Annotated in this window: 15 protein-coding genes; 7 read left to right on the top strand and 8 right to left on the bottom strand. The window is 72.0% G+C overall.

Features of this window, described 5'->3' with window-relative positions; all coding sequences use genetic code 11:
• Positions 1-604 precede the first annotated feature (604 nt).
• Positions 605-2056 (bottom strand): MFS transporter, encoded by a 1452-nt coding sequence (locus ABD385_RS29815; RefSeq protein ID WP_344581913.1) that lies wholly within the window; start codon positions 2054-2056, stop codon positions 605-607.
• A 415-nt stretch (positions 2057-2471) separates the two neighbouring features.
• Here ABD385_RS29815 and ABD385_RS29810 point away from each other — a divergent pair, with 415 nt between their 5' ends.
• The 3 genes from ABD385_RS29810 (at position 2472) to ABD385_RS29800 (ending at position 6925) form a co-directional block, all read left to right on the top strand.
• Positions 2472-3071, top strand: coding sequence for a dihydrofolate reductase family protein (locus ABD385_RS29810; RefSeq protein WP_344581911.1), 600 nt, complete (start codon positions 2472-2474; stop codon positions 3069-3071).
• Positions 3065-4030, top strand: coding sequence for a GNAT family N-acetyltransferase (locus tag ABD385_RS29805; protein ID WP_344581909.1), 966 nt, complete (start codon positions 3065-3067; stop codon positions 4028-4030). Before ABD385_RS29810 ends, ABD385_RS29805 begins: the two co-directional genes overlap by 7 nt.
• A gap of 105 nt (positions 4031-4135) precedes the next feature.
• Positions 4136-6925, top strand: coding sequence for a helix-turn-helix transcriptional regulator (locus ABD385_RS29800; RefSeq protein ID WP_344581908.1), 2790 nt, complete (start codon positions 4136-4138; stop codon positions 6923-6925).
• A 166-nt stretch (positions 6926-7091) separates the two neighbouring features.
• Here ABD385_RS29800 and ABD385_RS29795 read toward each other — a convergent pair whose 3' ends face one another.
• A complete protein-coding gene (locus tag ABD385_RS29795) occupies positions 7092-8036 on the bottom strand; it encodes a Gfo/Idh/MocA family protein (protein ID WP_344581906.1) in 945 nt (314 codons plus the stop codon).
• A 76-nt stretch (positions 8037-8112) separates the two neighbouring features.
• A complete protein-coding gene (locus ABD385_RS29790) occupies positions 8113-8940 on the bottom strand; it encodes a VOC family protein (RefSeq protein ID WP_344581904.1) in 828 nt (275 codons plus the stop codon).
• A gap of 187 nt (positions 8941-9127) precedes the next feature.
• Here ABD385_RS29790 and ABD385_RS29785 point away from each other — a divergent pair, with 187 nt between their 5' ends.
• Positions 9128-10135 (top strand): helix-turn-helix transcriptional regulator, encoded by a 1008-nt coding sequence (locus ABD385_RS29785; RefSeq protein WP_344581902.1) that lies wholly within the window; start codon positions 9128-9130, stop codon positions 10133-10135.
• Positions 10136-10223: 88 nt separating this feature from the next.
• Here the strand turns inward: ABD385_RS29785 and ABD385_RS29780 are convergent, their stop codons facing one another.
• Together ABD385_RS29780 and ABD385_RS29775 are read right to left on the bottom strand one after the other, a co-directional pair.
• On the bottom strand, positions 10224-10925 hold the full coding sequence (locus ABD385_RS29780) for a response regulator transcription factor (protein WP_344581900.1): 702 nt from the start codon (positions 10923-10925) through the stop codon (positions 10224-10226).
• Positions 10922-12004 carry a sensor histidine kinase gene (locus ABD385_RS29775; protein WP_344581898.1) on the bottom strand — a complete coding sequence of 361 codons (1083 nt, stop codon included), beginning with the start codon at positions 12002-12004 and terminating at the stop codon, positions 10922-10924. The genes ABD385_RS29780 and ABD385_RS29775 overlap by 4 nt, the downstream gene beginning before the upstream one ends.
• A 280-nt stretch (positions 12005-12284) precedes the next feature.
• Between ABD385_RS29775 and ABD385_RS29770 the strand changes: the two genes are divergently transcribed.
• Entirely contained in the window at positions 12285-12689 is a 405-nt protein-coding gene (locus tag ABD385_RS29770) for a DUF4190 domain-containing protein (RefSeq protein ID WP_344581896.1), read from the top strand.
• Positions 12690-13122: 433 nt separating this feature from the next.
• Here ABD385_RS29770 and ABD385_RS29765 read toward each other — a convergent pair whose 3' ends face one another.
• Positions 13123-13617, bottom strand: a complete 495-nt coding sequence (locus ABD385_RS29765) for an IS3 family transposase (RefSeq protein ID WP_344581957.1) — start codon at positions 13615-13617, stop codon at positions 13123-13125.
• A 709-nt stretch (positions 13618-14326) separates the two neighbouring features.
• Here ABD385_RS29765 and ABD385_RS29760 point away from each other — a divergent pair.
• Together ABD385_RS29760 and ABD385_RS29755 are read left to right on the top strand one after the other, a co-directional pair.
• Positions 14327-15478, top strand: a complete 1152-nt coding sequence (locus ABD385_RS29760) for a hypothetical protein (RefSeq protein WP_344581895.1) — start codon at positions 14327-14329, stop codon at positions 15476-15478.
• Between the two features lie 28 nt (positions 15479-15506).
• Positions 15507-20069, top strand: coding sequence for an FtsK/SpoIIIE domain-containing protein (locus ABD385_RS29755; RefSeq protein ID WP_344581893.1), 4563 nt, complete (start codon positions 15507-15509; stop codon positions 20067-20069).
• A 60-nt stretch (positions 20070-20129) separates the two neighbouring features.
• Here the strand turns inward: ABD385_RS29755 and ABD385_RS29750 are convergent, their stop codons facing one another.
• Positions 20130-20444 carry a hypothetical protein gene (locus ABD385_RS29750; RefSeq protein ID WP_344581892.1) on the bottom strand — a complete coding sequence of 105 codons (315 nt, stop codon included), beginning with the start codon at positions 20442-20444 and terminating at the stop codon, positions 20130-20132.
• A gap of 31 nt (positions 20445-20475) precedes the next feature.
• Positions 20476-21330, bottom strand: coding sequence for a hypothetical protein (locus ABD385_RS29745; protein WP_344581890.1), 855 nt, complete (start codon positions 21328-21330; stop codon positions 20476-20478).
• Positions 21331-21349: the final 19 nt, after the last annotated feature.

Raw genomic sequence — 21349 nt, 5'->3', positions numbered from 1 at the left:
CGACGTCTTCCCTCACCACCACCAAGCCCTCGGCGTCCGCCCCGAGCAGTGTCGGCCCACCCAGTCCCCACGAGAGTGCGGCCGCCTCCGAGGTGAAGGAACTCCGCCCCTCCGGCGTCCCGCTGAACACCTTCACGAACACGCTGCTGGCCCCGTCGTGCAGCAGGCAGCGCAGCACCGTGCTCCGCGGACTGCTTCCCACCACCACGGGTTCGGCCACTGCCGCCTCGACCACTTCACTGGCGGTGCGCAGTGCCGCCCGCATGATCGAATTCATCCCGTCACACTGCCACCCGGGCGCCAACCAGGTGGACCCTTCGGCACCGGAGCACCGGAGCACAGGACCACCGGAGTACCGGAGTACCGTCGGCGTTGGGCAGAGGCGCGCGGTGCCCAGGGACGCGAACCCCCGCTCGCGGTCTCGCGCGCCTGCGACGCCCGCCGGCCTCCCGGCGGTTCCGGGCTGGCTCATCTCCAGTTCCTCGGCGAGCCGGCCGATGGCGATGCCGTCCGGCCCCTCCTCGGAGGCGATCTCGGCGGCGCGGCTGATCTGAGGATTCGGCCTCTGGCGGCCTGCCCTTTCCTTCGCCGGTTCGGACCTGCGTCAGGGCTGTGCGTGCTCCTTCAGGGCAACCGCCGCCGCGGCTGACGGGGGGCTGCCGGCCGGCGGGTGGGTTGGCGCGCTGGTGATCAGCGTGCCGAGCAGGACGATGGCGAGGCCGCTGGCCGTGAGGATCCACCAGGCGGGCTGGATGGCGGCAGCGAAGGCGGCGGGATCGGTGAGGGGTGCGCCGTGGAGTCCGGTGTTGAGGAGGGCGCCGAGGACGGCGACGCCCATCGCGAAGGCCGAGCGGCCGAAGGTCGTCAGCATGCCTGAGGCCAGCCCGGATCGGTCCGCCGGCAGGCCCGAGACGCCGGCGGTGAGAAGCAGCGGGTTGGACAGGCCGATGCCGAGGCCGAACAGGACGTACTCGACCACCAGCAAGGGACGGGCAGAGTCCGCGGCGAAGTACGCCATCAACGAGGCGCTCGTCGCGAGTGCCAGCCCGGCGCCGACCAACAGCGGCCGTGCGCCGTACCGATGGGCGAGCGGGGCCGCGCACAACGAGGAGACTGCCAGTACGCCCGCAGGCACCAGCATCCACAGTCCCGCCTGCGAGGCGGACATCCGCAGGGGGTTTTGCAGGTAGAGCGCGGCGAGGAAGAAGAAGGCGCCGAAGGACCCGAAAACGACCGTCACCGCGGCGATCGCCCCGCAAAACCGCGGGTCACGGAAGAACACCGGCTCGATCAACGGCTCTGCGCATCGGCGCTCGTACACGATCAAGGCACCACACGAGGCGACGGCGACGGCCAGGCCGGCCACGACGCTCGGCGCAGCCAGGCCGGCCCGCGGCGCCTCGATGACCGCGTAGGCCAACGGCCCCAGCACAGTGATCACCAGCAGCTGACCCACACGGTCGGGACGGCGCGCTCGCTGGGCCCGCGATTCCGCAACGCCACGCACCGCGGCCAGTGCCCCGATGATCCCGAAGGGGACGTTGAGCCAGAAGACCGACCGCCAGCCCACGGCCCCCACCAGTAGGCCGCCGACCACCGGTCCGAGGGCCAGCCCGAGGCCGTAGGCCCCCATCCACACACCCATGGCCCGCAGGCGCTCGTGGCGGTCGGGGTAGGCCTGGGCAACGATGGCCATGGCCACCGGCCCGAGCCCGGCAGCCCCCACGCCCTGCAGGACGCGGAATCCGATCAGCGCGGGCAGGTCGGGCGCGAGGGCGCACAGCACGGAACCGGCCGTGAAGATCACCATGCCGGCTACCAGCACCCGTTTGCGGCCGATCCGGTCGCCCGTCGACCCGGCGTACAGCATCAGCGTGGCCATGGCCAGGCTGTACGCCGCGACGGCCCACTGCATGCCGGAGACCGAGGCCCCCAGGTCCCGCTCCATCGCAGGCAGCGCAACGTTCAGCGCCGTGACATCGACGCCGACCATGAGGATGGCGACACAGCAGACCACCAGAACCAGTCCACGCCGGCGGACGGGGAGCTCAGGCATGGCAACGACCTTCCCTACGGATGTGCGTACCTGCGACGATCCACCCCCGCCGGCGCGAACCCCATCCCACTGATGGGGGAAACCACAGGCCCCCCACCTCCCCCGGTCGCCCGACCCGGCCCACGACGACATCGCCTGCGCCGGCCTCCGCCGGGCCGAGCCGGGCCGGGCCGGCTGACTGGTTCCGGCCCGGCCCGTGCTCGGTGACGTCGTCGAGGACGACCTGGTGGTGCGGCTCACCGCCGGCAAGGCGATCCGACCGACCGTCTCCACGGCAGCCGGCAGCCGGCAGCCGGCAGGCTCGGCAGGTCGGACCGGCACATTGGGTCATCGTGACCGATGCCCGGGGCGGTGACCGCGGCCTAGGTTCGGAGCGTCCTCGTCGGTCGTCCGCGGTCCGACAGTCACCAGCGACATGCGAAAGGCGGCCATGCGCCGGCTCACCTACTACATCGGCTGCAGCCTCGACGGCTTCATCGCCGGACCGGACGGGGAGACCGACTCCTCCGGCTTCGACGGCGACCTGAAGGACGCGATCCTCACCGAGTACCCCGAGACGATTCCCGCCCACGCCCGCGCGGAACTGGGTCTCGTCGACGCGCCCAACAAGGTCTTCGACACGATCCTGATGGGCCGCGCCACCTACGAGCCCGCCCTGCGGATCGGCGTCACCAGCCCCTATCCGCACCTGCGGCAGTACGTCTTCTCCACCACCCTGCCCCGCACCGACCCCGAGGTGGAGGTGGTGTCGGGGGACCCGGTGGAACTCGTCCGCGGCCTCAAGCGGCAGCCGGGCGCGGGCATCTGGTTGTGCGGCGGGGCGAGCCTCGCCGGGCAGTTGCTGGGCGAGATCGACGAACTGCTCGTCAAGCGCTACCCGGTGGTGTTCGGCAGCGGCATCCCGCTGTTCCGCGCCCCCTTCGCCCCTGCCGACTGGCTGCTCGGCGACTCCCGGGTCTTCCTCACCGGCACCACCTTGACCAGCTACGTCCGACGCCAGGAGCACTCATGCTGATTCGACCCACGACGGGGGCCGATCTCGACCGCGTCACCGCGGTGACCGTCCCCGAACCCGTCGGCTGGATCGACGCCGACCGCTACCGGGACGAACTCGGGCAGGGGATGTACCGGCCGCAGTGGACCTGGGTCGCCGAGGACGACGACGGCCGGCTGCTGGCCCGCGCCCTGTGGTGGGGCCGGGCGGACAGCGCCCACCCGGTCGCCCTGGACTGCCTGCACGTCGCCCCCGAGGCGGGCGACCGGGCCCGGGTGGCGACCCGGCTGCTCACCGCCGGACTCCAGGCGTTCGCCGCCGCGGGCGCGCCGAAGCCGCCGCTGTACAACCTGACGCTGCCGGTCGGTTGGCGCGACGACCCGCTGGCCGTGGACGCGGTGGCCTGGCGCCGGACCGCCGCGCGGGCCGCCGGCCTCGGCCACGAGGTGGAGCGGCTGCGGCTGGAGTGGGCGAGCGGCGATGCGCTGCCGGGCGGCGACGGCCGGCTCACCTTCGCCCCGGCCGCCGACGAGGAGTTCCTCGGGACGTTCCGGCGGATCGCGGTCGGCAGCCTGGACGACGAGACCCGCCGCAACGTCGCCGCACGGGGCGCCGAGGCGGCCGCCCGAGCGGAGTTGGAGTTCTACCTCGACTGCCCGGGCGAGCGGGAGTGGTGGCGGCTGGCGTACGGCCCCGACGGGCGGCTGGTCGGCATGGCGATCCCCTCCGCGACGCCGTACGCCCGGAACGTCGGATTCCTCGGCGTACTGCCCGAGTTCCGCGGCCGCGGCTACGTGGACGACCTGCTTGCCGAGGTCACCCGGAGTCATGTGGAGGCGGGCGCCGAGCGCATCACCGCCACCACCGACACCGGGAACGCGCCCATGGCGGCCGCCTTCGCCCGGGCCGGCTACCGGACCACGGAGATCCGGATGATCTGGTCGGCACCGGTGGTCGAGGAGGAGGAGCGAACGCCGTAGGCGCAGCGGGCACCACCCCTCGGGCCCGTCCCGCCCGGTCCGCGTACAGTGATGATCAACGAGGCCCGACGGTGGCCGGGTTGGCGGATCCGGGGTGGGGCACGGATGCAGGGACGCGACGAGGAGCTGCGGCGGATCGAGTTGCTGCTCGCCGACGCCCTGCGCGGCGAGAGCGGCGCCCTGCTGCTGCACGGCGAGGCCGGCATCGGCAAGACCGCGCTCCTTGAGCACGCCGCCACCCGCGCCGAGGGCCTGCGGGTGCTGCGCGTCGAGGGCATCGAGTCCGAGATGGAGCTGGGCTTCAGCGGGCTGCACCAGCTCTTCCTGCCGGTCCTCCAGGTGCTCGACCGGCTGCCCGCCCCGCAGGCCCAGGCACTGCGCTCGGTCTTCGGCCTCGTCGACGCCCCGGTGCGGGACCGGCTGACCGTCGCCCTCGCCGCGCTGTCAGTCCTCGCCGAGGCCGCCGCCGACACGCCCCTGCTGTGCCTCGTCGACGACGTGCAGTGGCTGGACCAGCCGTCCGCGGACGTGCTGGCGTTCGTCGCCCGCAGGCTGCGCGCCGAGGGCGTCGCGATGCTCTTCGCCGCCCGCGGCGACTGGCCCGGCAGCACCGGGCGGGCGCTGCCCAGGCTGCACGTCACCGGCATCGACCGGACCGCGGCCGCGGCGCTGCTGCCCGGGCTCGCACCACACGTCGCCGAGCGGGTCATCGACCAGGCGCAAGGCAATCCGCTGGCGCTGCGGGAGCTGTCCGCAGCGCTCACCCCGGCGCAGCGGTCCGGCCAACTGGGGCCGCTGGTGCTACCGGAGGCGCCGTCGACGCTGCCGAGCCGGCTACAGGAGTCGCTCGCCGAGCAGATCCGCCGGCTGCCCGAGGCCACCCGCCGGATCCTCGCGGTGGCCGCCGCGGACGACACCGGGGACCTGGTCGCGGTGCTGGCGGCGGCGGCCCGGTCCGGGGGATCGGTCGACGATCTGGCGCCCGCCGAACGGGCCGGGCTGTTGGCCGTCTCCGGTACGGGGCTGCGGTTCCGGCATCCGCTGGTCCGGTTCGCCGCCTACCGGAGCGCGCCGCTCGCGGAGCGGATCGCGGCGCACCGGGCGTTGGCGGAGGCACTGGACGGCGCCGGGCACGCGCACCGCCGGGCCTGGCACCTGGCAGCGGCGGCGACCGGGCCGGACGAGCGGGTGGCCGCGGAGCTGGAGCGGGTCGCCGAGTGGGCGGGCAGCCGGCAGGCGATGGCGTCGGCCTCCGCCGCCTACGAGCGGGCCGCGCACCTGACCGCGGACCCGGCACTGCGGGCGAGGCGCCTGATCGGCGCGGCGCAGCGGGCCAGCGAAGCCGGACAGGACGAGCGCTGCGGCACCCTCGCCGACCAGGTGCCGCAGCCGCTGCAGGACCCCGGCACGGCGGCGGACTTCGCCCGGGTGCGGGCCGTGGTCGAACTCGGCTTCGGCAGCCCGGCGCGCGCCGCCCTGCTCCTGGCCCAGGGCGCGGACGCGATCGCCGCGGAGCGCCCCGACAAGCTCCCCGTGCTGCTGACGGACGCCCTGCACGCGGCGTTCGCCGCGGGTGACACCGCGCTGATCGCCCGGATCGCGGCCCGCGCGCCCGCTCTGCCGGTCCTCGCGGTGCCGGCGCACCTCTTCGCCGATACGGCGGACGCCCGGAGCGGGGGCGCCCGGCGCGGGGACGGGGACCCGGCCGCTGACCGCGTCCCCGACGCCGTCTCCGCCGCCTCCGCCGTCTCCACTCTCCCCACCGTCCGCGGCGCGCGCCAGCCGCTCGCCGAGCTGGTGGCCGCCTGCGACCGCGCCGAAGTCGGCCTGATGGAACGGCTGATGACCGGGCACTACTGCCACCTGCTCGGCGACCACGGCACCGCGCACCGGGTCGCCTCCGCCGCCGTGGCACACTGCCGCGATCGCGGCGTCGGCGGCTGGCTGCCCACCACACTGCACCTGCTCGCCCAAGTGGAACTCGCGCGCGGCCGCCGCGACGACGCCCAGACACACGCCGCCGAGGCGCTCCGACTCGCCGACTACTACGACCTCGACCACCGGGTCGCCCACCTGCGCGCCCTGCTCGCCGTGCTGGCCGCCGCCCGCGGCGAGGAGGACCGCACCCGTGAACTCGCCCACCGGGCCCTGGAGTACACCCGCCCCCGGGACGTCGGCCGGGGCACCACCGACGCGCTGTGGGCGCTGGGCCTGCTCGACCTCGGTTCCGGGCAGGGCCAGCGGGCGCTGGACCGGCTGGAGAAGGCGCGGGATGCGGCCGGCCATCCGCTGATGGCCCGCCACCTCCTGCCCGACCTCGTCGAGGCCGCCGTGCGAGCCGGCCGCCCGGAGCGGGCGACGGCACCCGCAGAAACCCTCGCGGCCTGCGCGGACGCCCTCCGGCAGCCCGCGATCGGCGCGCAGTCCCACCGCTGCCGAGCCCTGACCGGACCGAACTCCTGCGCCGAGCAGCACTACCTCGTAGCCCTCGACCTGCACCCGCCCGACGACGGCTTCGAGCGGGCCCGCACCGAACTCCTCTACGGCGAGTGGCTGCGCCGGCAGCGCCGCAACCTCGACGCGCGCGACCAACTGCACGTCGCATTGGAACGCTTCGACCGAGAGGGCGCGCAGCCGTGGGCACAGCGGGCCCGCACCGAGCTGCGCGCAGCCGGCGGACACCACGACCCGGCGCTCGCCCCGGATTCCCCCATCGCGCGGCTGAGCCCGCAGGAGCGCGAGGTGGTGCGGCTCGCCGCGACCGGCGCGACCAACCGGGAGATCGCCACCCAGCTGCTCCTGAGCCCGCGCACGGTGGGGCACCACCTCTACCGGGCGTTCCCCAAGCTCGGCATCGGCTCCCGCACCCAACTCGCCGACCTGCTCGACGGGTAGCCGGCGCGGACCGAAGCAGCGGCTGCTGCACGGCGGCGCGGCGCCCCTCGACCAAGACCGGCGATGGACCTCTGGCAGCAACAGCTCGTAGAGCCACTCGTGCGACAACCGGGTGGAGCAACCGAACAACCAAACCCCCACCCCGACCACACCACCCCACAAAGCACTACTCCTTGGCGTTGACCCGCTGGTCGATGTCGAGGGTGAGTTGGAGGGCGTCGAGCACGCTCGCCGGGGCGATCTCGTTCTCGGCCTCGCCACGCAGGCAGGCCAGGACGTGGTCGATCATCGCGGCGTACTGATCGGCCTTGGGGAGCGCCAACTCCCTTACGCCCTCCGGGGTGTACGCGGTGACGGTGCCGGACGGCTTGCCGTCGAATCCCATCGTGGAACGGGACTCCAGCACGCCGCCGGTGAAGGTGGCGGTGTAGCCACCGCGGGCGCTCCACGGCATGGGCATCAGCGCAGACACCGACTCCCGGGCCAACGCGCCGTCGAAGCCCATCACGACCTCGACCGCGGCGTGGTCGGCGTCGCGGGCGACCGTGGTGATGTCAAGGCGCGTCGGCGTGCCGAGGGTGTGCATGACGATGTCCATGTCGCTGTGCATGGCCTCCAGCGGGAGCGCCTTGAGCCCCAGGGAGAAGCCAGGCCACAGTGGTGCGGTGCGGTTCCACAGGGACAGCTGCTCCAGTCGCCCGTAGGTGCCCTCGCGTACGGCGTCGAACAGCGCCCGGTTGGCCGGGATGAAGCGCTCGAACATGTCCACGAACACCTGCTTGTCGCTACGCGCGGTGGCTTCGGCCACGCGCTGGGCGTCGGCCAGGCTGTCGGCGAGCGGCAGCTCGACCAGAGCGTGCTTGCCCGCCTCCAGTGCCCGCAGTACGTACTCGGAGTGCAGGGGGATCGGCAGGCAGATGTCGATCAGATCGAACGAGGCGTCGTCGAACGCCCGGTCCGTGTCGGTGCAATGGGCGAAGCCGAACCGTCCGGCCGTCTTGGCGGTCTTGTCCGGGTCGCGCCCGAACATCACCACCTCCGCGTCCCCGCGTGCGGCATAGACGGCCGCGTGTGCCTGCCCGAATCCGGTGCCCAGCAGAGCGATCTTCATGGGGTGTCCTCTTCCTCCGTTGCCGAACGGGTACTTGTATGGGTACTGGGAGTGGGAGTGGGAGTGGGAGTGGGAGTCAGGAGACTGTGGGGCCGGTGGGGGCGGAGAACAGGCCGAAGCGGTTGCCGCGCGGGTCGACGATCCGCGAGTAGACCAGGCCGTCGGGGTTGGTGTCCGGGCCGAACTCGACGGTGGCGCCCAGCTCGACGGCCTGGGCGGTGGTGGCCGGGACGTCGGTGACCAGGAAGTCGGGCATCAGGTAGTTCACGCCGTCCGGGCCCAGGTCGTACATGCCGCCCGAGGGCCACTGGTTGCCGGTGAAGACGTTGTAGTACTGCTTGCCGCCGGCGGTGTCGTCGAAGTCGAAGCGCCAGCCGAACGCGCGGTGGTAGAAGTCCTCGGTGGCCTTCGGGTCGGTGGTGCCGACCTCGAACCAGGCGTACGCGCCGGGCACCGGCTGGGCCGCCATCTGCTGCATCTGCTCCTGGCCCTGCTCGGCGAAGCCCTTGAGACGCTCGGGTGTCTGGTTGTTCTGGAAGAGGGAGAACACGTTGCCCTGCGGGTCGGCGAGGCGGGCGAAGGCGGTCACGTCGCCGACCCGGGTGGCCGGGACGACCACGGACGCGCCGAGCTGCTCCAGTTTCGCCTGGTCGGCGGTGACGTCGGCCGAGACGACGGAGACGTTCATCGTCTCCTCGGGGCTGTCGGCGTTGTCGTAGATCGCGCCCATCGGGAACGGCATCCCCGGCGCCATGATCCGCGTGTACGTGACGCCGCCGACCGACGAGTCGGGGTCGACTGCGAAGCTCCAGCCCAGCAGTGCGCCGTAGAAGTCCTTGACGGCCCCTTCGTCAGCGGTGCTGATCTCGAACCAGACGATGTTCCCCGGGTCCATGAACCCCATGACAGTTCCTCCTGCAACGTTCGTCACGCACGGTGACACTCTCGATTGCGACCGCCACGCCCCTTGGGGATTCCGCGCGCTCAGGCGATTCCCCGGCCACGCGGCCGTCGGGCGTTTTCGATCCGTCCACGACGTTAGAGCGCTTTTAGGACAGCTCACTTCCTAAAAGGCTGGCAGTCTGGACGGCATGACCCAGGACCTGCCCGCCCGCATGCTGCGCCTGCTCTCCCTGCTGCAGACCCGTCGTGAATGGTCAGGCGTCGAACTCGCCGAGCGGCTCGGCGTGACCGGCCGGACCGTGCGCCGCGACATCGGCCGGCTGCGCGAGTTCGGCTACCCCGTCGAGGGCACCACCGGCCACTCGGGCGGCTACCGCCTGGCCGCCGGCACCGACCTGCCGCCCCTCCTCCTCGACGACGAGGAAGCCATCGCCATCGCGGTGGCCCTGCGCACCGCCACCTGCGGCGTCACCGGCATCGAGGACACCGCCCTGCGCGCCCTCGCCAAGCTGGAACAGGTCCTGCCGGCCCGCCTGCGCCACCAGGTCGCAGCCCTCCAGCAGGCCACCGTCCCGCTGCCCTGGAACGGCGGCCCCCAGGCCGACCCGGCCACGCTCGCCACCCTCGCGGCGGCCTGCCGCGACCACGAGGTCGTCACCTTCGACTACCGGGGCAAGCACGCGCCGGACCCCACCGCCCGCCGCGTCGAACCGCACTCCCTGGTGGCCGCGGGCAGCCGCTGGTACCTCGTCGCCTTCGACCTGACCAAGGACGCCTGGCGCACCTTCCGCGTCGACCGGCTCACCGGCCCCACCCCCACGGGGCGCCGCGTCGCCGCGCGCGAGCTGCCCGGCGGCGACCCGGCCGGCTACGTGGCCGCGACGATCGCGGCGGCCCCCGCTCGCCACACGCTCCAGGCCACCGTCCCCCTCGACGCCGCCACCACCCGTGCCCGTACCAACGCCCTGCCCCAGCGCATCCACCCCGTCGACGACCACCACTGCAACGTCGACCTCGCGGCCGACGACCCGCTCCACATCGCCGTACAACTCCTCACCCTCGGCCCCGAGGCGACCGTCCACCCCGCAGCGCACACCCGGCCCGAACTCGCCGCCCAACTGGAGGAGTTGAGCGAGCGGCTCCTGCGTGCGGCGCGCGCGGTGACCGAGGCCGTCGGCCAGGAGCCGACGTCATGACCGAAGCGGGCCGCCGGCAGGCCCTGTTCCGGGCCGCCGAGGCGCCCGCTGTACCGTCCCGAAGCTGTGGCCTGTGGCCTGCCGGCTCTCAGCCGGTGAGGCCGGGGACTACGAGGCCGGACTCGTACGCGATCACCACCGCGTGCGTCCTGTTCTGTGCGCCGAGCTTGGTCAGCACGTTTCCTACGTGGGTCTTCACCGTCTCCAGGCTCACCGTGAGTGCCGTCGCGATCTCCGGGTTGGACAGGCCCGTGGCCATGCTCCGCAGCACTTCTTCCTCCCGGGCCGTCAGCGCAGCCTTCGGCAGCGCCTTGGCGGAGGCCAGTGGGCGGGCAGCGACCATGCGGCGCAGTGCCGAGGGGAAGAGGATCGCTTCCCCGGACGCCACCACCCGTACCGTCTCCGCGATCTTGCGGACCGGGAGTCGCTTGAGCACGAACCCGGCGGCGCCCGCGCTGAGTGCGGCGGTGACGTAGTCGTCGTTCTCGAAGGTGGTGATCACCACGACCTTCGGCGATGTGGCGGACGGGTCGGCGAGGAGCTGCCGGGTGGCCTCGATGCCGTTGCAGCGCGGCATGCGTACGTCCATCAGGACCACGTCCGGGCGCAGTCGCCGTGCCTGTTCGACCGCCTCGATGCCGTCGGCGGCCTCACCGACCACCGCGATGCCTGGTTGAGCCGTGAGCAGCATGTGCAGGCCGCTGCGGGTCACTTCGTCGTCGTCCGCGATCAGGAGGGTGACGGGGGTGTCTGCGGGGGCGGCGGCCGCGCTCGTGTCGGAGCCGGTCATGCCGATGCCGGTATCGGCAGGCGGACGGCGAGTCGCCAGTGCTGCGGCCCGTGCGGGCCCGCCTCGATCCGGCCGTGCAGCAGCCGCACGCGCTCGGCGAGACCGGGCATGCCGTGCCCGGACGTCGGGAAGGTGCCCGGGCCCGAACTCGTTCCCGGGCCGGTCCTGTTGACCACGTCGAGTTCAAGGCTGTCTGGCGTGGCCGCCACACGGAGTTCGATCGGACCGCCCGCCCCGTGCCGCAGCGCGTTCGTCAGGCCCTCCTGCAGGATCCGGTACGCCGCTCGGGAGAGCGTCCCCGGCACCTGCGCCAAGTCGCCCGACAGTTCCGGCTCCGCCATGGCGCCCGCGTGCCGCAACCGGTCGATCAGCTCGGGCAGGTCGGCCAGGGTGCGGGTCGGTGCTGTCTCCGCCCGCTGCTCGCGCAGCACACCCAGTACGTAGTCCAGGTCCTCCAGTGCGGTCCGGGACGACTCCTCGATGCTGCGCAGGGTGGCCCGCGCCGCCACCGGGTCGGCGGCGAGGAGTTCGCTCGCCACCGCGGCCTGGATCGTGGTCGCCGTGAGCGTGTGACCGATCGAGTCGTGCAGTTCGTGGGCGAGCCGGTTGCGTTCGGCCAGCGCCTGTTCTCGCTCGGCCGCCAGCCTGAGCCGCTCCGCCGACGAGGGACCCAGCAGCCTGGGGGCCAGTCGGCGCAGGGTCTCCGTCACCGTCACGCACACCACCGCGGCCAGTAGTACGCAGCACGGGGCCAGCGTCCAGCTCTGCCAGCCGCCCTCCACCCGCAGTGATCGGCCGAAGAGGCTCAGCTCTGCCTCGCTGCGGAACCAGCCGAACGGGAGGGTCAGGCCCATGAGCAGCAGCACGCCGCCGGCCAGCGCCCCCGTCCACCCCAGCGCTACGTGCAGCAGCAGCCAGAACGGAGTCCGCCAGCGGTCGCCGCCCGATGCCACGGGATCCGGCAACGGCACCCTCAGCAGCCTGCGGGCGCACGCGATGAGCGCCCGCCGCGTGGTGCGGGCAAGACCGACCGCAGCGACCAGTGCTGCCCAGACCAGGAGAGCCAGAACGGCTTTCACGCCATAAGGAGCTGACGACCACACCAGGGTCGGGAGCATGGCGAAAGGCAGCAACGGAATGCTCGCCAGCGCACCGCAAGAGGCGAAAAGCATCCCCGTATATGTGGAGCCGCGCAGCAGCGGCCGGATTCCCCAGATCATGATTCGACCAGTATGACCGGCCGGCCGACCGCGGCCCTCCCTCGATCGGGGGAGGAAAGTCTCCCGCTTTTCCGCGATGTGCGGACACGGCTCCCAGAACCAGAATCATCCCCCTGAGCACTCGACCGGAGGATGGCCGATGAACACACAAGCAGCAGAGGCGTCGCCGCGCGGCACGGGACCGGCCTGGACCGGTGCGGCGGATCCGTATCTCCCCGGTTCTCAGGGCCGCAAGAACCGGCTGGCCGGGGCCGCCATGGTGCTGGGCATCACCGGCTTGAGCACCTCGGTTCTCTTCTTCGGCGGCCTGCTCGGAGTCGTCGGACTGGTCCTGGGCATCGTCGCCCTGGTGAGAACCGGGCGGGCACGAGGCGGCCGGGGCAAGGCCGTCGCCGGCGTGGTGACCTCGGCCATCGCGATCGTGGTGGCGGTCCTGGTGGCCGTCTTCATGGTCTGGTACGCGAACGAGACGCAGGAGTGCTACCAGCCCGACAGTTTCCAGCAGTACAAGCAGTGCGTCCGCCAGCAACTCACCCGGAACTGACCCTGATGCGAACTCACGAAGAGCAATCCTGCTGACTTCCGGTGCCGTGACGGCTCTCCGTTCCGTGTCGACACCCGGAATGGCCGTCAGCGCATCCGAGCCAACTGCGACGCCAGCAGCGCCCGTTCCCCTTCGACCCACTGATGCTGGTACTGCGCCCGGAGCCGGCATCCTCATGTACCGCTCCAGGTCCGGCTCACGCTTTTCGTCGTCCGAGTCGAGCGGATCCGAGGCCGGCCAGTTCGGTGAGGCCAAGCACCGCTGCAGCCCCCACATCTCCTTCGGCCGCATAACAGTGAACGCTGCGGTCCGGATATACGTCCACCCTGTATAGCCCCAGACCTGGTAGGCGTTGACTGCGAGGCGGTGGAGCGTGGCCATCTCCTGGGGGCGCTTCTTCTCTGAGGTTCCCACGCAGTGCGGGAGGCGCTGATCAGCAGGTCAGGGAGAGTTGACCGGATGTCAGATTCGTTCGCTTGGGCGTTGCCTGGTCGGCGTAGTACTTCTCCTCGTCCGCGCGGGCGGAGGTCTCCCAGGCCACCACCCGGCGGGAGAACGCGTCGCGGATCGCCGAGAGCCACAGCGGTCCCTCGCCGGTGGGGATCATCGTCAGGTCGGTGACCCACAGCCTGTTCGGCGCGGGCGCGGTGAAGTCGCGGTCCACCAGATCCGGGGCGAGGGTGGCTTCTGGGCCGCGGCGGGTGAAGCCGCGGGTCTTGCGGCGCGGACTGATCCCGGTGAGTCCGTCCTCGCGCATCAATCGCTCGACCCGCCTTCGGCCGACGTGCACGCCCTCGCGCTTGAGCACCGCGTGGACACGTGGCGAGCCGTAGATCTCGCCGGAATCGGCGTGGATCCGCCGGATCTGCTCGGCCAGCTCGATGGGCAGGCGCTTGATCTGCGGCTTCGGGTCACAGTCGCGATACATCCGCACGCGCACGCAACTCCAGCGGGTATTTTCTGGGAGCAGCCATGGTCACAGGTCCTCTCATGAACCCCATCTGACTTGACGTCAGCTTCCTTCGCATCCCGGGGGAACCTCATTCCCCAACCTGTTCACGATCGCTGGGCCGCTCAGCCCGTCGGTGCTCAGCAACATGGTCGTCTCCATCGAGCAGCACGTGGAATGGGTCACCCACTGGCTGTGGGTGACCGGCTGCCGGCCATGGCCGTGGAGACGTCCTGGCCATCGACCCCCGGTCGGCAGCCAGGCTCCAGGCACCCGTCGCCGTGCTCCCTCTGCTGGAAGTGACACTCCATCGACCGTGGAGACGCCGTCACGAGCTCAGCGTTCTACTGCTGTTGGTGCATCCATGTCCGGGTGAACCGCAGGGGGCTCGGGGCCGTGGAGGGAAGTGAGCTGGGTGGCATCGCTGCCGCCGCCATCCAGTGTTCCGGGCGCGGCGGTGCCCGGGAGGTGGCCGCTCCGGCGCGATGTCCCCCGTTGCCGGAGCGGCCACTTGGCGTGGCTGCGGGCGGGTTGGGCCCTGTCGTCAGAGTCCCGCCTGCCGGAGGGCGGTCGGCTGGACCCGTCGGGTAATCGCAGCTGGGTCGAGCGGTGAACCGTAGGAGCCCGGCGTTCCGTTGGGAGGCCGAGGCCACATGCGGCAGAGCCGGCGCACTTGAAGGGGACCCTCATGACAGTAGCTCAGTTCAATCTCGCCCACCTGGACCGTGGCCTGGTGCTCGGCGTCCTCGCCGCCCTGCTGGCGATGGTGGTGCTCTGGCTGCTGCTGAGGCGGCTGGCCCGCCGCAAGGGTGGCTGGCGGCGGGGCTGGCGCTGGGCGATGCGGGAGCTCAGGCTGACCGGGCGGGGGTTCACCGAGCCCTTCCGCTCGTTCCGTCATCATCGGCGCACAGTACGCCTGTTGATGGATCGGATCGCCGATCCGACGATGGTGGCCCGTGCCGAGCAGGCACTGGACGCGGCGGACGCGGTCCTGGCCCAGGCACCCGGTGCGTTTGCGTACGCCGTGCGGATCGATCGGGCCACGGTGGTGGTGCGGGTGGCGGGCCGTGGCCTGCCCGAGCCGCCGGCGCCGTGGCGGGTGGTCGGACCAACGTCCTGGGAGGCGCCCGCGGGCGGCTTGGAGGCGGTGGCGAGCGGCCGTCAGCGGTTGCCGGTCGTCGTCGGCGCCGAGGCGGGCGGCGCTGTGGTGCTGGACCTGCTGCGCGGGCCTGGTGTGCTCACGGTCGAGGGAGACCCGATACGCGCTCGTACGCTGGTGCAGGCGCTGGCGGCGCAGTGGGAACTGCTCGACGACCAGGGTGACTTGGCGGTCGCTCGTGGTGTCCACCCGCGCTATGAGGGGCCCGGACTCGACGTGGCGCTGGAGGCCCTGGAGCGTCCTTCGGACGACAGCACCGTGACCCTCGTATGCGTCGATCCCAACCAGGAGCAGGCCCGGCGCATCCAGCGGCTCGCCGCCTCCGAGTCCGCCCGGTTCCTGGTCCGCGGCCGGCTGTCGGGCCACCGGTGGAGCTTGCACGCGAACACCGAAGGCTGGATCACGGCACCCGGGCTCGCACTGCGCGCCGAGGCCGGGCCACTCGGCCGAGCGGTGGCCCGCACCGTCAGGCGCGGTGTACCCGTCGTGCGGCCGCCGCGCGAGCCCGCCCCCCTGCCCCGCTCCGACGGGCCTGCGTCCGCGGCCGCGGCGGCGTTGCCCCCGTCCGAGGCGCCCGCGATGCGGATCACGCACGCCTTCGACGAGCCCGATCGAGCAGGAGCCTCGCCCGGGGGCGTCTCCGCGGCCTCGCATGCCCGAGGGCCCCGGACCACTGACTGAGACACCCGTGAGCCGAGAGGTAGTCACCGTGAAACTCCTCATTAGCACCGTCGACCGCGACAGCTCCGCACCCCAGGACGTGGTCCTCGGGGCGTCCGGCGCCACCACCGTCCGCGAGCTCGTCGAGCACCTGGCCGGCACCGGCGGATCCGTCCCCGACTGCTACCTGGGCCAGGAGCTCCTCGACCCCGAAACCCCGCTCTCGGACAGTGGGATCCGCAACGGATCGGTGCTCGGCCTCGGCCGGCCCGTGCCACGCGGCACCGGCGCCTATGGGCCCGAGCGAGACGAGATGCCGCTGCCGGTGGAGCCACCCGACGACGTCGGGACCGGTCCGACGGTCGAGCTCAAGGTGGTCGGCGGACCGGATGCCGGCCGGGTCCACCTGCTGGGCCTGGGCACCCACGACATCGGCCCCGCCCCGGGCAGCGCCGTACCGCTGCCGGGCCGGGACGTGCCCGCCGCCGGCATCCGGCTGACCGTTCGCCCGGACGGGACCGCGATCGCGGCCGTTCCCCCGCAGGGCGAGGTCCGGCTCTCCCTCCCAGAGCCGCCGCCCGAGCGCCGCCGCGTCGACGAACCCGATCTGCCGCCCGAGCCGGCCGACGACCCGGCAGCGGGCACGTCGGATGACGTCCCGTCGGACATCCCGGCCGGCTGGGTCGAGTGGCCCCTCGGCGGCGAAATGGTGATCGGCGAGTACCTGCTGCGCCTGGCCGCACCCACCGAGGCCGACGCCGCCGTCGCCCCCTCGGAGGAGGGCACGGGACTGGACTACAACCGGCCGCCCCGGCTCATCCCCCCGCTGGCGCCCGAGCAGTTCCGGCTCCCCGGCCCGCCGAAGGCGCCTGGCCGACGTCCCATTCCGATGCTGATCATGATCGCCCCCCTCTTCATGGGCGCGGGAATGGTCTTCGTCCTCCACTCGTACTACTTCCTGCTGTTCACCCTGATGAGCCCGATCATGATCATCGGCAACCACATCAGCGGTCGGCGACAGGGGCGGCGGGAGTACCACGAGAACGTGCGCAACTACCGCGCCAGGCGCGCCAACCTGGAGGCCGACGTCCGAGAGAAGGTCGAGGACGAGCGCCGCCTGCGGGTCCTGTCCGCACCGGACCCCGCCGCCGTCGGGCTGATGGCAGTCGGGCCGGGGGCCCGGCTCTGGGAGCGCCGCCGCAGCGATCCGGACCACCTGATGCTCCGGATCGGCACCTCCCGTCAACCCTCCCTGCTGCTGGTCGACGACGGCGCCCGCGAGGACAACCACCGCAGCGTGCGCTGGCAGATCCCGGACGTGCCGGTCGCCGTCGATCTGGCGGGCAGCGGGGTGGTCGGCCTGGCCGGCGAGGGTCCGCAGGCCCGTGCGCTGGCCCGCTGGGCGGTCGCGCAGGCCGCCGTCCTGCACAGCCCCCGCGACCTGCGGATCACCGTGCTCACCGACGCCGAATCGGCGGACTCCTGGTCCTGGATCCGCTGGCTGCCGCACGCCCGCACCGGGTCCGGGAGCGGGCAGGAGGACGGTGGGAAGCCCGTGACCCTGCTGGGCAACGACCCGGAGACGGTCGCCAACCGGGTCGCCGAACTGGTCTCCGCGATCCGCACCCGATCCCAGGCCGACCGGGCCACGATGAGCCGGGCGCTGCTGAGCGAGCCGGACATCATGGTCGTCCTGGACGGAGCACGGCGGCTGCGTGACATCCCCGGGGTCGTGCAGGTACTCAAGGAGGGGCCGGCCTTCCGGATCTTCCTGCTCTGTGTGGACCAGGAGGAACGACTGCTGCCCGAGGAGTGCGTCACCGTCGTCTCGGTCGGCCGCCACGAACTGACGGCCCGTCGTACCGGTCAGCCCGACCAGACCGGCATCCGCCCCGACTTCGTCGAGCCCGCCTGGTGCGAGCGGTTGGCCCGCGGCATTGCCCCGGTGCGCGACGTCACCCCGGACGCCGATGGCGGGCTGCCCGACAAGGTCAACCTGCTCGACGTACTGGAGCTGGAACCGCCGCAGAGCGAGCAGATCGCCGAACGCTGGCGCAAACGGCCTGCGAACACCTCCGCCGTGCTCGGCAGTGGCTACGACGGGCCGGTCGCCTTCGATCTGGTCCGGGACGGCCCGCACGCCCTGATCGCCGGCACCACCGGCTCCGGCAAGTCCGAGCTGTTGCAGACCTTCGTCGCCTCGCTGGCCGTCGCCAACCACCCGGAGGAACTGTCCTTCGTGCTGGTCGACTACAAGGGCGGCAGCGCCTTCAAGGAGTGCGTACGGCTGCCGCACACCCTGGGTATGGTCACCGACCTCGACAGCCACCTCGTCCAGCGGGCGCTGGAATCCCTCACCGCCGAACTGGTCCGCCGCGAGCACATCCTGGCGAAGACCGGGGCCAAGGACCACCCCGAGTACCGGGCCATGCGCCGCCGCGACCCGTCGTTGCCGCCGCTGCCCCGACTCCTTTTGATCATCGACGAGTTCGCCACTCTGGCCCGCGACGTCGAGGACTTCATCCCCGGTCTGGTCGGCATCGCCCAGCGGGGCCGCTCGCTCGGCATCCACCTGGTGCTCGCCACCCAGCGACCCGCCGGCGTGGTCACCAACGACATCCGCGCCAACACCAACCTGCGCATCGCCCTACGCGTCACTGACGCGGGCGAGAGCCAGGACGTCCTCGACACCTCCGACGCCGTCACCATCTCCTCTGCCACCCCGGGCCGCGCCCTCGCCCGCACCGGACACCGCTCGGTGCAGGCATTCCAGACGGCCTTCGTCGGCGCCCCGCGGCTGCCCGACGAGTCCGCCGACGAGCAGCCGCGGTCCCGGCTGTGGTCCGCCGAACTGCCCTGGCAGCGCCTCGGCCGGGCGGCCGAGGCACCGAGCCCGGGCGAGGAGACGGCCGAGATCGAGCTGCCCGACGTCCCGACCGACCTCACCGCGCTGGTGGAGGCCGTCTCGGACGCCGCCGCGTCGCTGGACCACACCCCCCTCCCCAGCCCCTGGCTGCCCGCGCTCGGCACCGAGGTGCGGCTCGGCGACCTCCCCGAGCCGCCACCCCCGGGGCGCGGCCAACTCGCCCCGGTCGTCTGGGCGATGGAGGACCTGCCCGCCCTACAGCTGCAAGTCCCCGTCACCCTCGACCTCGCGCACTTCGGCCACCTGTATGTCCTCGGCATGCCGCGCTCCGGACGTACCCAGGTGCTGCGCACCCTGGCCGGATCGGTCGCCTCCACTCTCAGCTGCGAAGACGTCCACCTCTACGGCATCGACGCGGGCGGCGGAGCACTGACCGCCATGACCGTCCTGCCGCACTGCGGCGCGGTGGTCTCCCGCGCCGACCTTGAGCGACTGGACCGCCTGATCAGCCGACTGGTGGCCGAACTGGCCCGTCGCCAGGAGCTGTTGACCGCCCACAGCGCGGGCAACCTCACCGAACTGCGCGCCACGCTGCCCGCCGGGCTGCGCCCGCCGCACATCATCCTGATGATCGACGGCTACGACGCGCTCAACGGCATCATCTCCGAACACGACAACGGCCGACTGCTCAACGACCTCCTCGCGCTGCTCCGCGAGGGCACGGCGGCGGGCATGCACGTCATCGCCACCTCGGAACGCGCGCTCGCCAGCGGCCGGCTCTCCGTGCTCAACGACGACCACCTGCTGCTGCGCCTGAACGACCGTACCGAGTACTCCGTCGCGGGCATCGACGCCCGACGCGTACCGGCGGCGGTACCGCCCGGTCGCGGCTGGCGGACCACCAACGGTGCCGAACTCCAGGTGGCGCTCCTCGGGCCGGGCAGCACCGGACAGGAGCAGGCCGAGGCACTGCGGGCGATCGGCAAGACGGCCACCACCCGGCATGCCAAGGTGCCCACCGGCCGGCGACCGTTCCGGGTCGGCGTACTGCCCGCCCGGGTGGACTTCAAGGAGGCGTACGACAAGGTGCCGGCCGAGCGGCGGCGCCCGCTGTGGGCCCTGCTCGGACTTGGCGGAGACGACGTCGCCCCCGTCGGCGTGGACTTCGCCGACAAAGCGCCGACCTTCGTGGTGGCCGGGCCACCCGGAACGGGCCGCAGCACGACCCTGGCCTCGCTCGGGGTCTCCCTGCTCGCGGGCGGCACCAAGATCGTCGCCGTCACACCCCGTGAATCGCCGCTGCGCGCACTGGACCAACACCCGCAGGCACGCGTGTTGGCCCGCACCAACCCCTCGGCGGAGGAGCTGCGCGGCGCCATCGAGGAGCTGGGCGGCCCGGCGGTGGTGCTGGTCGACGACGCGGACCTGATAGAGAACTTCCCGGCCGCCGAGCCCGTCCTGAAGGACCTGATCGCCTCCGGCCGCGACCGTGGCCTCGGCCTGGCGTGCGCCGCCACCGCGGAGACCCTCACCAACTGCCTCTCGGGCTGGCTCTCCGAGGCCAAACGAGGCCGCAAGGGCATCCTGCTCTCGCCCCAGTCCATGATGGAGGGCGACCTGATCGGCGCCCGCCTCGCGCACAACCTGCTGCGCGTCAACCGCCCGGCCGGCCGCGGTCTCACCACCGACCCGCAGACCGGAGCGCTGATCACCGTACTGGTCCCGGAGACCGTCCTGCGGGGCTGACCATCCACACAGCACTGCGGCCCGTCGCGACAGTCGCGACGGGCCGCAGCGTTTCCGACGTTACTCGGACGAGCCCGAGGAGATCGAGCTGGACATCTTGCCGTCCATGTCCTCCAGTTGCTGCTTGATGTCGGTGAACTGCTTGGCGAAGCTGTTGATGTTGTTCACCGCCTGGATGAGCGAGTTGTTGAACTTGTCGTAGGAGGCTTCCAGCGCGGGGCTGCTCTGCCGGAAGACCAGGCCGTCATGGAGCAGGTTCGAGACGTCGGTCCGCAGTCCGCTCAGCACCGGGACGACCTCCGTCACGGCCCCCTTCAGCTTGGCGGAGACGGCTTCGATCTGCGCGTAGTTGAGCTGGATGTCGTTCGCGGCCATGGGAACTCCTTGGGTGAGTGGTGGGGTGGGTTCAGTAGTTGGGGTTGTTCACGTTCTGCGCATTTGCGGCGTCCTGCTTCTCCCTCTCCTTCTGGTCGTAGGTCTTCGACCAGGTCGAGGGATCGTCCTTGAGGTCGCCCTTGTACTCGGTCTTCTTGCCGTCCTCATCGGTGAGGGTCCGAGTCCCTGTGCTGCCGTCGGGCGAGACGACCATCGCGACGTGGGTCGACTTGCCGTCGGAGTGGTCGATGTCGGTCTTGTAGCCGCCGTCGCCACTGAACGAGGTGTTCTCCTTGTACGACAGGCCGTCCTTGTTGGTGACGGACGTGGTGGTGCCCTTCACCTTGCCGTCGTCGCCGTAGGTGAAGGTCGTGTTGTTGGTGCTGCCGTCCGGGTTGGTGTAGTTGAACTCCTTGGGCGGCTCACCCGGCAGGTCGGGCTTGTTGCTCTGGTCGGCGAGCGCGACCTTCTCCTCGACGAGGTTTCCGCTCTCGTCCCAGTGGTGCATCGTCACGTACGTCTGCGACAGCTTCTCCCAGGACTGGTACGCGGCAGCCCTGCCTTGGTAGTCGGCGTAGTCGAACTGGGCCGCCTGCTGCCGCGCGCCCGCGGCCAGCGCCGCGTCCTGGTCGAACCACGCCTTGGCCACGCTGGTGAACGTGCCCTCCACGCTGCCCAGGACCTCCTGGGCCCGCTGGAACGCGTACCGCCATGCCTGGTAGAAGTCGCCGAGGACTTCCGGGGTCGTCCAGGACCCGAGCTGGTCCTCGGTGTACCGGGTGGTACCCGTGTCATGGGCCTGGGCGTCGTCCACCGTCTTCTTCAACTCACCGGCCTTGGTGCCCAGTTTGTAGAGCGTCTCGTAGTCGATCAGGAAATCAGGCAAGGGCCTCCTCCTCTCTGCC

This window comes from Streptomyces lunalinharesii (assembly GCF_039532155.1).
Classification (GTDB): domain Bacteria; phylum Actinomycetota; class Actinomycetes; order Streptomycetales; family Streptomycetaceae; genus Streptomyces; species Streptomyces lunalinharesii.
The sequence above is the reverse complement of the archived record's forward strand: the minus strand, read 5'-3'. Positions and strand labels throughout refer to the sequence as shown.

Excerpts from the sequence above, each read along its gene's own strand:
- ABD385_RS29815 (WP_344581913.1), bottom strand. The coding sequence starts at position 2,056 with ATGCCTGAGCTCCCCGTCCGCCGGCGTGGACTGGTTCTGGTGGTCTGC.
- ABD385_RS29810 (WP_344581911.1), top strand. The coding sequence starts at position 2,472 with ATGCGAAAGGCGGCCATGCGCCGGCTCACCTACTACATCGGCTGCAGC.
- ABD385_RS29805 (WP_344581909.1), top strand. The coding sequence starts at position 3,065 with ATGCTGATTCGACCCACGACGGGGGCCGATCTCGACCGCGTCACCGCG.
- ABD385_RS29800 (WP_344581908.1), top strand. The coding sequence starts at position 4,136 with ATGCAGGGACGCGACGAGGAGCTGCGGCGGATCGAGTTGCTGCTCGCC.
- ABD385_RS29795 (WP_344581906.1), bottom strand. The coding sequence starts at position 8,036 with ATGAAGATCGCTCTGCTGGGCACCGGATTCGGGCAGGCACACGCGGCC.
- ABD385_RS29790 (WP_344581904.1), bottom strand. The coding sequence starts at position 8,940 with ATGGGGTTCATGGACCCGGGGAACATCGTCTGGTTCGAGATCAGCACC.
- ABD385_RS29785 (WP_344581902.1), top strand. The coding sequence starts at position 9,128 with ATGACCCAGGACCTGCCCGCCCGCATGCTGCGCCTGCTCTCCCTGCTG.
- ABD385_RS29780 (WP_344581900.1), bottom strand. The coding sequence starts at position 10,925 with ATGACCGGCTCCGACACGAGCGCGGCCGCCGCCCCCGCAGACACCCCC.
- ABD385_RS29770 (WP_344581896.1), top strand. The coding sequence starts at position 12,285 with ATGAACACACAAGCAGCAGAGGCGTCGCCGCGCGGCACGGGACCGGCC.
- ABD385_RS29765 (WP_344581957.1), bottom strand. The coding sequence starts at position 13,617 with ATGTATCGCGACTGTGACCCGAAGCCGCAGATCAAGCGCCTGCCCATC.
- ABD385_RS29760 (WP_344581895.1), top strand. The coding sequence starts at position 14,327 with ATGACAGTAGCTCAGTTCAATCTCGCCCACCTGGACCGTGGCCTGGTG.
- ABD385_RS29750 (WP_344581892.1), bottom strand. The coding sequence starts at position 20,444 with ATGGCCGCGAACGACATCCAGCTCAACTACGCGCAGATCGAAGCCGTC.